This is a genomic window from Streptomyces sp. CB02980, assembly GCF_014451325.2.
Classification (GTDB): Bacteria; Actinomycetota; Actinomycetes; order Streptomycetales; family Streptomycetaceae; genus Streptomyces.
On record NZ_JACSCH020000009.1, the window covers coordinates 175862 to 190521 of the forward strand.

At 71.2% G+C, this 14660-nt stretch carries 12 protein-coding genes; 11 read left to right on the forward strand and 1 reads right to left on the reverse strand.

Annotation, left to right across the window (positions count from 1 at the left end; genetic code table 11):
- Nucleotides 1–323: 323 nt before the first annotated feature.
- A complete protein-coding gene (locus E0F75_RS20550) occupies nt 324–1064 on the reverse strand; it encodes an SDR family NAD(P)-dependent oxidoreductase (RefSeq protein ID WP_229312754.1) in 741 nt (246 codons plus the stop codon).
- Nucleotides 1065–1134: 70 nt separating this feature from the next.
- On the opposite strand from E0F75_RS20550, the gene uvrC reads away from it, so the two are divergent.
- The 11 genes from uvrC to E0F75_RS20605 all read left to right on the forward strand — a co-directional run bounded on the left by uvrC (nt 1135) and on the right by E0F75_RS20605 (nt 14651).
- A complete protein-coding gene (gene uvrC, locus E0F75_RS20555) occupies nt 1135–3138 on the forward strand; it encodes an excinuclease ABC subunit UvrC (protein WP_187623999.1) in 2004 nt (667 codons plus the stop codon).
- Nucleotides 3135–4112, forward strand: a complete 978-nt coding sequence (gene rapZ, locus E0F75_RS20560; protein ID WP_187624000.1) for an RNase adapter RapZ — start codon at nt 3135–3137, stop codon at nt 4110–4112. Before uvrC ends, rapZ begins: the two co-directional genes overlap by 4 nt.
- Complete coding sequence (gene yvcK / locus E0F75_RS20565; protein WP_055598491.1) at nt 4109–5134, forward strand: uridine diphosphate-N-acetylglucosamine-binding protein YvcK; 1026 nt, start codon at nt 4109–4111, stop codon at nt 5132–5134. Before rapZ ends, yvcK begins: the two co-directional genes overlap by 4 nt.
- Nucleotides 5125–6114, forward strand: coding sequence for a DNA-binding protein WhiA (whiA, locus tag E0F75_RS20570; RefSeq protein ID WP_030205188.1), 990 nt, complete (start codon nt 5125–5127; stop codon nt 6112–6114). Before yvcK ends, whiA begins: the two co-directional genes overlap by 10 nt.
- 163 nt (nt 6115–6277) lie before the next feature.
- Entirely contained in the window at nt 6278–9229 is a 2952-nt protein-coding gene (locus tag E0F75_RS20575; protein ID WP_187624001.1) for a M14 family metallopeptidase, read from the forward strand.
- Nucleotides 9230–9447: 218 nt separating this feature from the next.
- Nucleotides 9448–10458 (forward strand): type I glyceraldehyde-3-phosphate dehydrogenase, encoded by a 1011-nt coding sequence (gene gap, locus E0F75_RS20580; RefSeq protein ID WP_187624002.1) that lies wholly within the window; start codon nt 9448–9450, stop codon nt 10456–10458.
- A 104-nt stretch (nt 10459–10562) separates the two neighbouring features.
- Entirely contained in the window at nt 10563–11774 is a 1212-nt protein-coding gene (gene pgk / locus E0F75_RS20585) for a phosphoglycerate kinase (RefSeq protein WP_187624003.1), read from the forward strand.
- Nucleotides 11775–11781: 7 nt separating this feature from the next.
- A complete protein-coding gene (tpiA, locus tag E0F75_RS20590) occupies nt 11782–12561 on the forward strand; it encodes a triose-phosphate isomerase (protein ID WP_030322488.1) in 780 nt (259 codons plus the stop codon).
- Between the two features lie 97 nt (nt 12562–12658).
- Nucleotides 12659–12889 (forward strand): preprotein translocase subunit SecG, encoded by a 231-nt coding sequence (gene secG, locus E0F75_RS20595; RefSeq protein WP_017238647.1) that lies wholly within the window; start codon nt 12659–12661, stop codon nt 12887–12889.
- A 77-nt stretch (nt 12890–12966) separates the two neighbouring features.
- Nucleotides 12967–13302 (forward strand): RNA polymerase-binding protein RbpA, encoded by a 336-nt coding sequence (locus tag E0F75_RS20600; protein ID WP_071891222.1) that lies wholly within the window; start codon nt 12967–12969, stop codon nt 13300–13302.
- A gap of 134 nt (nt 13303–13436) precedes the next feature.
- Nucleotides 13437–14651, forward strand: coding sequence for an MFS transporter (locus E0F75_RS20605; protein ID WP_187624004.1), 1215 nt, complete (start codon nt 13437–13439; stop codon nt 14649–14651).
- The last annotated feature ends 9 nt before the right edge of the window (nt 14652–14660 follow it).

Sequence of the window (14660 nt, forward strand, 5' to 3'; positions counted from 1 at the left end):
CGGAGGCGCCGCCGGAGGGCGCCGTCCCGTGTGCCCACCCGTCCCGCCCTGCGGGACGATTGCCCACACGGCGGTGGGCGGGGTGGCGGGCGCAGCCCGCACGGCGGGCGCCCCCGCGCGTGGGCGTGTGGGGGCAGGCACGGACGGGTGCCGGCCCGCGTGGGCGTGTGGTGGGGGCAGGCACGGACGGGTGCCGGCCCGCGTGGGCGTGTGGTGGGGGCAGGCACGGACGGGTGCCGGCCCGCGTCGGCGGGGGAATCGTCCGGTGCCGCACGGCCCGTGCGGCACCCCCCTGTGGGATGCGGGTTCGCGTATGCGTGGGCTCAGCGGGCCAAGTAGCCGCCGTCTACCGGGAGGATCGCGCCCGTGATGAAGGACGCCTCCTCCGACGACAGGAACACGATCGCCGACGCCACCTCCTCCGGCGTCCCGAAGCGGCCCATCGGATGGCCGCGCGCCACCTCCGCCAGGTACTCCGCCCCGCCCGGTTCCACCCGCGCCGCCGCCACCCGTTCCGTCTCGATCGTGCCCGGGGCCACCGCGTTCACCCGGATCCCGTGTTCCGCCCACTCCACCGCCAGGTGCTTGGTCAGGCCGGTGGCGACGAACTTCGCCGGGCCGTAGACCGCCTGCCGGGCCTGTCCTGCCACACCCGAGATCGACGACGTGCAGACGATGGACCCGCCGCCCGAGACGAGCATCGCCTCGATCGCGTACTTGCAGGTCAGGAACATTCCCCGGCCGTCCACCGCCATCACCCGGTCGAAGTCCGAGCCCTCCGCCTCCGTGACGGAGAGCAGTGGGATCACCCCCGCGTTCGCCACCAGGACGTCCAGCCGTCCGAAGCGGTCCACCGCCGTGGTGATCATGCGCCGGGCGTCCTCCTCCCGGGACACGTCCCCGGTCACCGGGACCACGCCCTCCAGCGTCGCCAGCCGGTCCCCGTCGAGGTCGGCGGCGATCACCCGCGCGCCCTCCCGGAGGAACCGTTCCGCCGTCGCCCGTCCGATTCCGCTCGCCGCGCCCGTGATCACGCACACCCGGTCCGCCAGCCGTCCTGCCACCTGATTCGCCATGCTTCGCCAACGAGCGCGCGCGGCCGGAGTGTCGGTGCCCGCCAGTAGGGTGGGGAGCATGGCAGACCCCTCCAGCTATCGCCCCAAGCCGGGTCAGATCCCCGACTCCCCGGGGGTCTACAAGTTCCGCGACGAGCACCGCCGGGTGATCTACGTGGGGAAGGCGAAGTCCCTCCGGCAGCGGCTGGCCAACTACTTCCAGCCGCTCACGAGCCTGCACCCGCGGACGGCCACCATGGTGACCACCGCGGCGTCCGTGGAGTGGACCGTCGTGTCGACCGAGGTCGAGGCGCTCCAGCTGGAGTACTCCTGGATCAAGGAGTACGACCCCCGGTTCAACGTCAAGTACCGGGACGACAAGAGCTACCCGTACCTCGCCGTGACGATGAACGAGGAGTTCCCGCGCGTCCAGGTCCTGCGCGGCCACAAGAAGAAGGGCGTGCGCTACTTCGGGCCGTACGCGCACGCGTGGGCGATCCGCGAGACCGTCGACCTGATGCTGCGGGTCTTCCCGGTGCGCACCTGCTCCGCGGGTGTCTTCCGCAACGCCGCCTCCGCCGGGCGGCCCTGTCTCCTCGGGTACATCGGCAAGTGCTCGGCGCCCTGCGTCGGCCGGGTCACCCCGGAGGAGCACCGCGAACTGGCCGAGGAGTTCAGCGACTTCATGGCCGGCCGTACGGGTACGTACATCCGCCGTCTCGAGAAGCAGATGATGCTCGCGGCCGAGGACATGGAGTACGAGAAGGCCGCGCGGCTCCGCGACGACATAGAGGCGCTGCGCCGGGCCATGGAGAAGAGCGCGGTCGTGCTCGCCGACGCCACCGACGCCGACCTGATCGCGCTCGCGGAGGACGAGCTGGAGGCCGCCGTGCAGATCTTCCACGTGCGCGGCGGACGCGTCCGCGGCCAGCGCGGCTGGGTCACCGACAAGGTGGAGGCCGTCGACACGGCCGGGCTCGTCGAGCACGCGATCCAGCAGCTGTACGGCGAGGAGAGCGGGGACACGGTGCCCAAGGAGGTCCTGGTCCCCGCGCTGCCCGAGGACTCCGCGGCCGTCACCGCCTGGCTCTCCGGCCGCCGCGGGTCCAACGTCTCGCTGCGGATCCCGCAGCGCGGCGACAAGAAGGACCTGATGGAGACCGTCGCGCGCAACGCCCAGCAGGCGCTCGTCCTGCACAAGACGAAGCGCGCCAGCGACCTGACCACCCGCTCCCGGGCCCTGGAGGAGATCGCCGAGGCCCTGGACCTTGACTCGGCGCCGCTGCGGATCGAGTGCTTCGACATCTCGCACCTCCAGGGCGAGGACGTGGTGGCCTCGATGGTGGTCTTCGAGGACGGGCTGCCCCGCAAGAGCGAGTACCGCCGCTTCCAGATCAAGGGCCGTGTCGGAGACACGCAGGTCTGGCACGGCGAGGGGCAGGACGACGTCCGGTCCATGCACGAGGTGATCAGCCGCCGCTTCCGGCGCTATCTCATGGAGAAGGAGAAGACGGGGGAGTGGGACCCCGAGGGTGTCGTCGAGGACCCGGACGAGGCCGGGCGGCCCAAGCGGTTCGCCTACCCGCCGCAGCTCGTCGTGGTCGACGGCGGGCAGCCGCAGGTCGCCGCGGCCCGCCGCGCCCTCGACGAGCTCGGGATCTCCGACATCGCGGTGTGCGGGCTCGCCAAGCGCCTGGAGGAGGTGTGGCTGCCCGGTGACGACGACCCGGTGGTGCTGCCCCGCTCCAGCGAGGGCCTGTATCTCCTCCAGCGGGTACGTGACACGGCTCACGACTTCGCCATCCGCTACCAGCGGTCGAAGCGCGGGAAACGTATCCGGACCAGCCCTCTCGACGCGGTGCCCGGCCTCGGCGACACCCGGAAACAGGCGTTGATCAAGCATTTCGGCTCGGTGAAGCGGCTCCGACAGGCGACAATCGAGCAGATCTGCGAGGTCCCCGGCATGGGCCGGAAGACCGCGGAGGCGGTCGTCGTGGCCCTCGCACAGGCGGCCCCGGCCGCACCTGCCGTGAACACGGCGACAGGAGAGATCATGGAAGACGACGGGGGCGGCACGGCATGACCGCGCACGAGCAGGACCGGAACGAACCGCAAGACCAGCACGACCGAGAAGACGGAGCAGGACACGTGAGTACGGGCACGAAGGAGACCCCCGGCGACAACGGCGCCGAGGCGGCCATTCCCGAGCTGGTGATCATCTCCGGCATGTCCGGAGCCGGCCGGTCCACCGCGGCGAAGTGTCTGGAGGACCTCGGCTGGTTCGTCGTGGACAATCTGCCGCCCGCGCTGATCCCCACCATGGTGGAGCTCGGCGCCCGCTCCCAGGGCAATGTCGCCCGGATCGCCGTCGTCGTGGACGTTCGCGGCCGGCAGTTCTTCGACAACCTGAGGGAGTCCCTCGCCGACCTGGACACCAAGCAGGTCACCCGCCGGATCGTCTTCCTGGAGTCGTCCGACGACGCCCTGGTCCGGCGCTTCGAGTCGGTCCGCAGGCCGCACCCGCTCCAGGGCGACGGCCGGATCACCGACGGCATCGCCGCCGAGCGCGACCTGCTGCGCGAGCTGCGCGGGGACGCCGACCTGGTGATCGACACCTCCAGCCTCAACGTCCACGAGCTGCGCGCCAAGATGGACGCCCAGTTCGCCGGCGACGAGGAGCCCGAGCTGCGGGCCACCGTCATGTCCTTCGGGTTCAAGTACGGCCTGCCGGTCGACGCCGACCTCGTCGTCGACATGCGCTTCCTGCCGAACCCGCACTGGGTCCCCGAGCTGCGCCCCTTCACCGGCCTCAACGAGGAGGTGTCGAACTACGTCTACAACCAGCCCGGCGCCAAGGAGTTCCTCGACCGCTACACCGAGCTCCTCCAGCTGATCGCCGCGGGCTACCGCCGCGAGGGCAAGCGGTACGTGACCATCGCCGTGGGCTGCACGGGCGGCAAGCACCGCTCCGTGGCCACCGCCGAGCGGCTCGCCGCCCGCATCGCCGCCGAAGGGGTCGAGACCGTCGTCGTACACCGGGACATGGGGCGCGAGTGAAGCCGTACCGTCGACGTGCCTCCACCCTCTCGGTGCGGCGTACGCTCCGCAGGCGCGGCGCCCAGCCGAAGGTGGTCGCGCTGGGCGGCGGCATGGGCCTCTCCGCCTCCCTCGCCGCCCTCCGCAGGATCACCGGCGACCTCACCGCCGTCGTCACCGTCGCCGACGACGGGGGTTCCAGCGGCCGGCTCCGGGAGGAGCTGGGCGTGCTGCCCCCGGGCGACCTCCGCAAGGCGCTCGCCGCGCTCTGCGGCGACGACGACTGGGGCCAGACCTGGGCCCGGGTCATCCAGCACCGCTTCCAGTCCAAGGGCGAGATCAACGGCCACGCCGTCGGCAATCTGCTGATCGTCGCCCTCTGGGAGCAGCTCGGCGACCCCGTGCAGGCCCTCGACCTGGTGGGCCGGCTGCTCGGCGCCCAGGGCCGGGTGCTGCCCATGTCCGCCGTACCCCTGGAGCTCCAGGCCCTGGTCAAGGGCCATGATCCGGAGCGTCCGGACGACGTGGACACCGTGTGCGGTCAGGCGACGGTGGCGCTCACGCCGGGCGACGTGCAGTCCGTGCACCTCGTGCCGAACGACCCGCCGGCGGTGCCGGAGGCGGTCGAGGCGGTCCTGGACGCGGACTGGGTGGTCCTCGGTCCCGGCTCCTGGTTCTCCTCCGTGATCCCGCACCTTCTCGTGCCCGAACTGCTCGACGCGCTGGCCGAGACGAAGGCCCGGAAGGTGCTCTCGCTGAACCTCGCGCCGCAGCCCGGAGAAACCGAGGGCTTCTCCCCGCAGCGTCATTTGGAGGTTTTGGGACGACACGCCCCTAAACTCGCCCTGGACGTGGTGCTGGCCGACGAGGCCGCCGTGCCCGACCGCGAGTCCCTCGCCGATGCCGCCAAGCGGCTCGGCGCCGCGGTCGAGCTGGCGCCGGTGGCCGGGCCCGACGGCTCCGCGAAGCATGACCCGGAGCTGTTGGCCGCCGCGTACGACCGTATTTTTCGGATGCATGGAAGGATCGGCCCATGGCGATGACGGCAGCGGTGAAGGACGAGATCTCCCGGCTTCCCGTCACCCGGACCTGCTGCAGGAAGGCAGAGGTCTCGTCGATCCTGCGGTTCGCGGGCGGGCTGCACCTGGTGAGCGGCCGCATCGTGATCGAGGCGGAACTGGACACCGCGATGGCGGCGCGCCGGCTCAAGCGGGACATCCTGGAGATCTTCGGGCACAGCTCGGAACTGATCGTGATGGCCCCCGGCGGGCTGCGGCGCGGCTCGCGCTTCGTGGTGCGGGTGGTGGCCGGAGGCGACCAGCTGGCCCGGCAGACGGGCCTCGTGGACGGCCGGGGCCGCCCCATCCGGGGCCTCCCCCCGCAGGTGGTCTCCGGGGCGACCTGCGACGCGGAGGCGGCCTGGCGGGGCGCGTTCCTCGCACACGGTTCGCTGACCGAGCCCGGCCGGTCCTCCTCCCTCGAGGTGACCTGCCCGGGTCCGGAGGCGGCGCTCGCCCTGGTCGGCGCGGCGCGCCGGCTCTCCATCGCGGCGAAGGCCCGTGAGGTGCGGGGAGTGGACCGGGTCGTCGTCCGCGACGGCGACGCGATCGGCGCCCTGCTGACCCGGCTCGGCGCGCACGAGTCGGTGCTCGCCTGGGAGGAGCGGCGGATGCGGCGCGAAGTCCGCGCCACCGCCAACCGCCTGGCCAACTTCGACGACGCCAACCTGCGCCGCTCGGCCCGCGCCGCGGTCGCCGCCGGGGCCCGGGTGCAGCGCGCCCTGGAGATCCTCGGCGAGGAGGTGCCCGAGCACCTCGCGGCGGCCGGCCGGCTCCGCATGGAGCACAAGCAGGCCTCCCTGGAGGAGCTGGGCGCGCTCGCCGACCCGCCGCTGACGAAGGACGCGGTGGCCGGCCGGATCCGCCGGCTGCTCGCGATGGCCGACAAGCGGGCGCAGGACCTGGGCATTCCCGGGACCGAGTCCAACCTGACCGAGGAGCTGGACGACAGCCTGGTCGGCTGACCGGGTCAGTCGTCGTACGGAATTCCGAACTCCGGGCTGCCGGTGCCTTTCTGAGGTGCCGGCAGCTTTTTCGTCCACCCGCGAGGCACCCTTGACAGGCCCATGGGCGCCCATGAGCCTGGCGTCTGATCACCTTCGTGACAGACAACAGCAAGGGGGGCTCATGAGACGTAGAGCGAGATCGATCCTCGCCGCGGCTTCACTGCTGATCGCGGGCGTGGCGGCGGCACCCGTCGCCGGAGCGCAGCCGAACGACCGGGACGGCGGTGACGGCCTCACCGTATGGCGCGCCGAGGTCACCAAGGAGCAGGTTCCGCTGCTCCTGGAAGCCGGTGCCGACGCCCATGAACTGACCGAGCGGGTGCCCGCGAAGGGCTCCGCCACGGTCGAGCTCTTCCTCACCGGCCGGCAGGCCGGGCAGCTGCGCGGCCAGGGCGTCGAGCTCGCCGAGCACAGCCTGACCACCTCCGCCGAGAAGCGGGTGGCCGCCGCGGGGGACGGCGTCTTCCGCCCGTACGGAGGCCCGAACGGGCTCAAGCAGGAGATCCTGGACACCGCCCGGGCGAACCCCGGGATCACCAAGGTCGTCTCCATCGGCAAGACCGTCAAGGGCCAGGACGTCCTCGCCCTCAAGATCAGCAAGGGTGCCCCGCGGGTCAAGGACGGCTCCAAGCCGGCCATGCTGTACATGTCCAACCAGCACGCGCGCGAGTGGATCACCCCGGAGATGACCCGGCGGCTGATGCACCACTACCTCGACGGGTACGGCAAGGACGAGCGGATCACCCGGATCGTCGACTCCACCGAGCTGTGGTTCGTGCTCTCCGCCAACCCGGACGGCTACGACCACACGCACGCCGACCCCGCCAACCGGCAGTGGCGCAAGAACCTCCGCGACAACGACGGCGACGGCCGGATCACCCCCGGTGACGGGGTCGACCTGAACCGCAACTTCGCCTACAAGTGGGGCTACGACAACGAGGGTTCCTCGCCCGACCCGGCCGACGAGACCTTCCGCGGAAAGGGCCCCATGTCGGAGCCCGAGACCAAGGCCCTCGACGCCTTCCAGAAGCGCATCGGTTTCACGTACGGCATCAACTACCACTCGGCCGCCCAGCTCCTGCTGTACGGCGTGGGCTGGCAGGTCGCCACCGACACCCCCGACGACGTGGCCCTCAAGGCCCTCGCCGGCACCCCGCAGAACTCCGCCGTGCCCGGCTACCGGCCGCAGGTCTCCTCGGAGCTGTACATCACCAACGGCGAGGCGGACGGACACGCCGCCAACGTCAACGGCATGCAGATGTTCACCCCCGAGATGTCGACCTGTGCGACCGCCTCCCGGGTCGACCCCGGCGACGCCTGGAACCCGGCCGACTGCGCCTCCGTCTTCACCTTCCCCGACGACGAGAAGCTGATCCAGGCCGAGTTCGCCAAGAACATCCCCTTCGCGCTCGCCGTCGCCGAGACCGCCGCCCACCCGGACCGGCCCGTCTCCCCGGTCGGCATCGACGCCCCCGACTTCACGCCGAAGGCCTTCGCCACCTCCTACGCCCGCGGCGAGGAGCAGGAGGTCGCGGTCACCGCGCGCAAGTCGCTGCGCGGCAAGACCCTGAAGTACCGGATCAACGGCGGCCGCACCCACAGCGAGGAGCTCGACGCCTGGAAGGGCGGCGAGACCTACGGCGGCGAGGACAACCTCTACTTCGACGAGTACCGCGCCGAGGTCGAGGACGCCCGGCCCGGCGACTCCGTCGAGGTCTGGTTCACCGCCCGCACCCGGGAGGGCCGGGCCACGGCCTCCGCCCCCTTCACCTACAAGGTGGCCGAGCGGCCCCGCGGCGACGTCCTCGTCCTCGCGGACGAGGGCGGCACCACCGCCGCCCGGCACACCGCGGCGTATGTGAAGGCGCTCGCCGACAACGGCCGGAAGGCCGCCGTCTGGGACGTCGCCACCCAGGGCACCCCGGACGCGCTCGGCGTGCTCTCCCACTTCCGTACCGTCGTCTGGTACACCGGCGCCGAGCGGCCCTCCGGAGCCACCCAGCTCGCCGTCCGCGCCTACCTCAACGAGGGCGGCAAGCTGATCAACACCGGCGAGAAGTCCGGCGGACTCACCCAGGTCGGCCTGGCCGAGACCAACGACTTCGCCCAGTACTACCTCGGCGCCTACCACCGGGCCGGCCTCAAGAACCCGCCCGCCTTCGCCGGCGGCGGCGCCTTCAAGGGCATCGGCGCGGGCCTCGGCGCCTCCGCCGACAACCCGCTGGACAACGCGGGCGCGTACACCGTCACTTCGGACACCCTGAAGCCGAAGGAGTTCCCGCAGTTCGCGAGCAGCGCCTCCGCCGGCTCCTACCCGGGCGTCCGGATGCCCTTCGAGCCCGCCGAGGGCGAGACCTTCGCGGCCGTCAAGCACGCCGACGACACCTGGGCCCGGCTCAGCAGGACCGTCGACCTCACCGGCGTCCCCGCCGCGGTGGCCCCGCGCCTGGACTTCCAGGTCAGCTTCGACACCGAGCCCGGCTACGACAACCTCGTCGTCGAGGCCCACACCGTCGGCCAGGACGACTGGACGACCCTGCCCGACCGCAACGGCGGCACCTCCACCGAGGCCCCCGCCGACTGCGGCGAGGGCTACTACGTCCGGGGCCACCCGTTCCTCGCCCACTACCTCACCGTCGGCGAGGACGGCTGCGCCGTCACCGGCACCACCGGCTCCTGGAACGCCTTCACCGGCCCCTCCAACGGCTGGCGGCAGGCCTCCGTCGACCTGAGCGCCTGGGCCGGCAAGAAGGTCGAGCTCTCGATCTCCTACATCTCCGACCCCGGTACGGGAGAGATGGGCGCCTTCGTCGACGACACCCGCCTCGTCACCGGGACCACCACCGAGGCGGAGGGCTTCGAGACCGCCCTCGGCGCGTGGAACGTACCGGGCGCGCCCGCCGGCAGCCCCGGCAACGGCTCGGACTGGGCGCGCTCCGCGGCGCTCTTCCACTCGCAGGCCGCGGTCACCACGCGTGACACGGTCCTCCTCGGCTACGGCCTGGAGCAGGTGCCCGGTGCGAGCGAGCGGGCACGTCTCGTCGGCCGCGCCCTCGGGGTGCTCCGCCGCTGACGGAGAGTAGTGGGGACAAAGGTCCCACGACGGCCCGTACCCGTTGGTAGGTACGGGCCGTCGGCCGTTCTCCCTCACTTTCCGGGCTCGTACGGATGCGCTGGATGTCACTAGGGGGGTCCTGTGGGGGTAGGGTCGTAAGCGGTCGGGGACATCCCAAAAAACAAAAATCTCGCCGGCGTCGAGCACACCGGCGTACCTAACGAGGAGATCGGTTCGTGACGATCCGCGTAGGCATCAACGGCTTTGGCCGCATCGGCCGGAACTACTTCCGCGCGCTCCTTGAGCAGGGTGCTGACATCGAGATCGTGGCTGTCAACGACCTGGGTGACACCGCGACCACGGCACACCTGCTGAAGTACGACACCATCCTGGGCCGCCTCAAGGCCGAGGTGACCCACACCGCCGACACCATCACCGTCGACGGCCGCACGATCAAGGTGCTCTCCGAGCGCAACCCGGCCGACATCCCCTGGGGCGAGCTGGGTGTCGACATCGTCATCGAGTCGACCGGCATCTTCACGAAGAAGGCCGACGCCGAGAAGCACATCGCCGGTGGCGCCAAGAAGGTCCTCATCTCGGCTCCGGCCACTGACGAGGACATCACCATCGTGATGGGCGTCAACCAGGACAAGTACGACCCGGCGCAGCACAACGTCATCTCGAACGCGTCCTGCACCACCAACTGTGTCGCGCCGATGGCGAAGGTTCTCGACGAGAACTTCGGCATCGTCAAGGGCCTGATGACCACGGTCCACGCGTACACGAACGACCAGCGCATCCTGGACTTCCCGCACAAGGACCTGCGCCGCGCCCGCGCCGCCGCGGAGAACATCATCCCGACCACGACGGGCGCCGCCAAGGCCACCGCCCTGGTCCTCCCGCAGCTCAAGGGCAAGCTGGACGGCATCGCCATGCGCGTCCCGGTCCCGACCGGTTCCGCGACCGACCTGGTCGTGACGCTCGACCGCGAGGTCACCAAGGACGAGGTCAACGCCGCGTTCAAGAAGGCCGCCGACGACGGCGACCTCAAGGGCATCCTCTACTACACCGAGGACCAGATCGTGTCCTCGGACATCGTGGGCGACCCGGCTTCCTGCACCTTCGACGCCTCCCTGACCATGGTCCAGGAAGGCAACACGGTCAAGATCCTCGGCTGGTACGACAACGAGTGGGGCTACTCCAACCGTCTCGTCGACCTCACCGTCTTCGTCGGCGGCCAGCTCTAAACTTCAGGGCGGGCTTTCGATGTGAGCAGGGCTCGGGCAGCGCAACGCCGCGCTGTGCGAGCCCTGTTTGTGTGCTCCACCGCGTACCAAGGAGTCTGTGACAGATGAAGACGATCGACGAGCTTCTCGCCGAAGGCGTCTCCGGCAAGCGGGTGTTCGTCCGCGCCGATCTCAACGTGCCGCTCGACGGCACCACCATCACCGACGACGGCCGCATCCGCGCCGTCGTGCCCACGGTCAAGGCGCTCGCCGACGCGGGTGCCCGCGTCGTGGTCGCCTCGCACCTGGGCCGCCCGAAGGGCGCCCCGGACCCGGCGTTCTCGCTCGCCCCGGCCGCCGCGCGGCTCGGCGAGCTCCTCGGCGCCGAGGTGGCCTTCGCGACGGACACGGTCGGCGAGTCCGCCACCGCCACCGTCGCCGGCCTCGCCGACGGCCAGGTCGCCGTGATCGAGAACCTCCGGTTCAACGCCGGCGAGACCTCGAAGGACGACGCCGAGCGCGGCGCCTTCGCGGACCAGCTGGCCGCGCTCGCCGACGTGTACGTCGGCGACGGCTTCGGTGCCGTGCACCGCAAGCACGCCTCGGTCTTCGACCTCCCGGCGCGCCTGCCGCACGCCGCGGGCTACCTCATCGCCACCGAGGTCGGCGTCCTGAAGAAGCTCACGGACGACGTCCGGCGGCCCTACGTGGTCGCGCTCGGCGGCGCCAAGGTCTCCGACAAGCTGGGCGTGATCGACCACCTCCTGGAGAAGGCCGACCGCATCCTCATCGGCGGCGGCATGGCGTACACCTTCCTCAAGGCCCAGGGCCACGAGGTCGGCATCTCGCTGCTCCAGGCGGACCAGATCCCGGCGGTCCTGGACTACCTGAAGCGCGCCGAGGAGCGCGGGGTGGAGTTCGTCCTCCCCGTCGACGTCCTGGTCTCGGCCGAGTTCCCCGACCTGAAGACCAAGGCTCCGGCCAACCCGGCCACGGTCGCCGCGGACGCCATCCCGGCGGACGAGGAGGGCCTGGACATCGGTCCGGAGACCCGTAAGCTCTACGCCTCGAAGCTCGCCGACGCCGGCACCGTTTTCTGGAACGGTCCGATGGGCGTCTTCGAGCACCCCGACTACGCCGAGGGCACCAAGGCCGTCGCCCAGGCGCTCGTCGACTCCCCGGCCTTCACGGTCGTCGGCGGTGGCGACTCCGCCGCCGCCGTCCGCATCCTGGGCTTCGACGAGAAGGCATTCGGCCACATTTCGACCGGCGGCGGCGCCTCCCTCGAGTACCTCGAGGGCAAGACGCTTCCCGGCCTCGCCGCACTGGAGGACTGACCCTTTCATGAGCAGCACCCGCACCCCGCTGATGGCGGGGAACTGGAAGATGAACCTCAACCACCTCGAGGCCATCGCCCACGTCCAGAAGCTCGCCTTCGCCCTGACCGACAAGGACTACGACGCCTGTGAGGTCGCGGTCCTGGTTCCCTTCACGGACCTGCGGTCCGTGCAGACCCTGATCGACGGCGACAAGCTCAAGATCAAGTACGGCGCCCAGGACATCTCGGCGCACGACTCCGGTGCCTACACCGGCGAGATCTCGGGCCTGATGCTGTCGAAGCTGAAGTGCGCCTACGTGGCCGTCGGCCACTCCGAGCGCCGGCAGTACCACGCCGAGAACGACGAGGTCTGCAACGCCAAGGTGAAGGCCGCCTTCAAGCACGGCGTGACCCCGATCCTCTGCGTCGGCGAGGGCCTGGACATCCGCAAGGCCGGCAACCAGGTCGAGTACACCCTCGCCCAGCTCGACGGCGGTCTGAAGGACGTCCCGGCCGAGCAGGCCGAGACGATCGTGATCGCGTACGAGCCGGTGTGGGCCATCGGCACCGGCGAGGTCGCCACCCCCGACGACGCCCAGGAGGTCTGCGGGGCGATCCGCGGCCGCCTCGCGGAGCTGTACTCGCAGGAGCTGGCCGACAAGGTCCGCATCCAGTACGGCGGCTCGGTCAAGTCCGGCAACGTCGGCGCGATCATGGCGCAGCCGGACGTCGACGGCGCCCTGGTGGGCGGCGCGGCCCTGGACGCCGACGAGTTCGTCAAGATCGTCCGCTTCCGCGACCAGTGAGTATGCGGTAGCGGAGTTACGTCGTACCCTTGCGGGGGTCGGGCAGGTGCCCGGCCCCCGTCCGTATAAGTCCGAGGAAGTTGGTCCAGCCGTGGTTATGGGGTTCTCGATCGCCCTCATCGTCTTCAGCGGGCTGCTGATGCTGCTCGTGCTGATGCACAAGGGCAAGGGTGGCGGCCTCTCCGACATGTTCGGAGGCGGAATGCAGTCCTCCGTCGGTGGCTCCTCGGTCGCCGAGCGCAACCTGGACCGCATCACCGTCGTGGTCGGTCTGCTCTGGTTCGCCTGCATTGTGGTACTTGGTCTGCTGATGAAGTTGGACGGGTAACTCCGAACACTGGACGCGCGTTGGGCCTTACGTAGACTGGGGCATCTTCGAGCACCATCACGCAGGGAGTTACGACCGTGGCAAGTGGCAACGCGATCCGGGGAAGCCGGGTCGGGGCGGGGCCGATGGGCGAGGCCGAGCGGGGCGAATCGGCGCCGCGCGCCCGCATCTCCTTCTGGTGCTCGAACGGGCACGAGACGCAGCCGAGCTTCGCCAGCGACGCGGCGATCCCCGAGACCTGGGACTGTCCTCGGTGCGGCTTCCCGGCCGGTCAGGACCGGGACAACCCGCCGGACCCGCCGCGCACGGAGCCGTACAAGACCCACCTCGCCTATGTGCGTGAGCGGCGCAGCGACGCGGACGGCGAGGCGATCCTCGCCGAGGCGCTGGCCAAGCTGCGCGGCGAGATCTGAGCGCGGTGTGACGATGTGACGAACGGGCCTTGCCCGCGAACTCGGTTCGCGGACAAGGCCCGTTGTCAGTGGCGCGCCCTAACGTCGGTCGAGAAGGGATCTTCGGATCCGGCGGGCGAACGGGGGCGCACACCATGACGATGACGGCGACAGCGGGCCGCAAGGCCGTGCCCGCCTGGCGGGGCGGCTTCGGGAGGCTGTGGACGGCCGCGGTCGTCTCCCGCTTCGGCGACTCCCTGCGCACCGCCGCGATGCCGCTGCTCGCCGCCTCGCTCACCGACGACCCCCTCCTCATCGCCTCCGTCACCGCCTGCGGCCATCTGCCCTGGCTGCTCTTCGGGCTGCTCGGCGGGGCCGTCGCCGACCGCGTCGACCAGCGACGGGCCATGTGGGCCGTCGACCTCGTACGCGGCGCGCTCATGGCCGGGTTCGCCGTCGCCGTCGCACTCGGACACGCCGGCATCGCCCTGCTCCTCGTCCTCGCCTTCGCCCTCACCACCCTGCAGACCCTCTTCGACAACGCCGCCACCGCGCTGCTCCCCTCCCTCGTGCCCGCCGAGACCCTGGCCGGGGCCAACGCGCGCCTGATGACCGGTCAGCAGCTCGCGGGAGGGCTCCTCGCCGCACCACTGGTGCCCGCCCTGCTCCTCGCCGGACCCGCCGTGCCGTACGCCGCGGACGCCGCCACCTACGTCCTGGCCGCGCTGCTCATCGCCTCCCTGCGGACCGGGGCGCCCGAGCGGCCGCCCCGCCCCGCCGGATCCACCCTCCGGGCCGAGATGGCCGAGGGGCTCGCCGTACTGCGCGCGGACCGCTCCCTGCGGTGGCTCTGCATGGCCACCACCCTCTGCAACGTCGGCATGGGCGCCCTCATCGCCACGCTCGTCGTCCTGGTCACCGACGGTCTCCACGCTGGGAACACGGGATACGCGGCCGCCCTCACCGCCTTCGCGGTCGGCGGTGTCGCCGGCGGGTTCCTGGCCCGCCGGATCGCCGAACGGACCGGACGGGTACGCGCGGTGTTCCTCGCCGGGACCGTCCAGACCGGCTGCCTCGTCCTGTTGGGGACGGTGCCCGTCCTCGCGGTGTCGATCGGGGCCATGGCGGTGTTCGGCTTCATGGGGACGGTGTGGAACGTCCAGCAGACCACCCTCATGCAGGAGCGCGCCCCCGAGGGCATGCTCGGCCGCATCGCCGCCGCCTTCCGCACCCTCGCCGTCGCGGGCGCCCCGCTCGGGGCCGTGCTGGGCGGCGCGGCGGCCGCCGGCTGGGGACCGCTCACCCCGGCTCTGCTCGCGGCGGCGCTGTTCGCGCTTGCCGTCACGTCACTCGCCCCCCTGATCAATTAGGTTGGAGAG

What these genes read in the sequence shown, in the direction of transcription:
- whiA (WP_030205188.1), top strand. Translation starts at nt 5,125, where the DNA reads ATGGCGATGACGGCAGCGGTGAAGGACGAGATCTCCCGGCTTCCCGTC.
- tpiA (WP_030322488.1), top strand. Translation starts at nt 11,782, where the DNA reads ATGAGCAGCACCCGCACCCCGCTGATGGCGGGGAACTGGAAGATGAAC.
- E0F75_RS20605 (WP_187624004.1), top strand. Translation starts at nt 13,437, where the DNA reads ATGACGATGACGGCGACAGCGGGCCGCAAGGCCGTGCCCGCCTGGCGG.
- E0F75_RS20575 (WP_187624001.1), top strand. Translation starts at nt 6,278, where the DNA reads ATGAGACGTAGAGCGAGATCGATCCTCGCCGCGGCTTCACTGCTGATC.
- rapZ (WP_187624000.1), top strand. Translation starts at nt 3,135, where the DNA reads ATGACCGCGCACGAGCAGGACCGGAACGAACCGCAAGACCAGCACGAC.
- secG (WP_017238647.1), top strand. Translation starts at nt 12,659, where the DNA reads ATGGGGTTCTCGATCGCCCTCATCGTCTTCAGCGGGCTGCTGATGCTG.
- uvrC (WP_187623999.1), top strand. Translation starts at nt 1,135, where the DNA reads ATGGCAGACCCCTCCAGCTATCGCCCCAAGCCGGGTCAGATCCCCGAC.
- pgk (WP_187624003.1), top strand. Translation starts at nt 10,563, where the DNA reads ATGAAGACGATCGACGAGCTTCTCGCCGAAGGCGTCTCCGGCAAGCGG.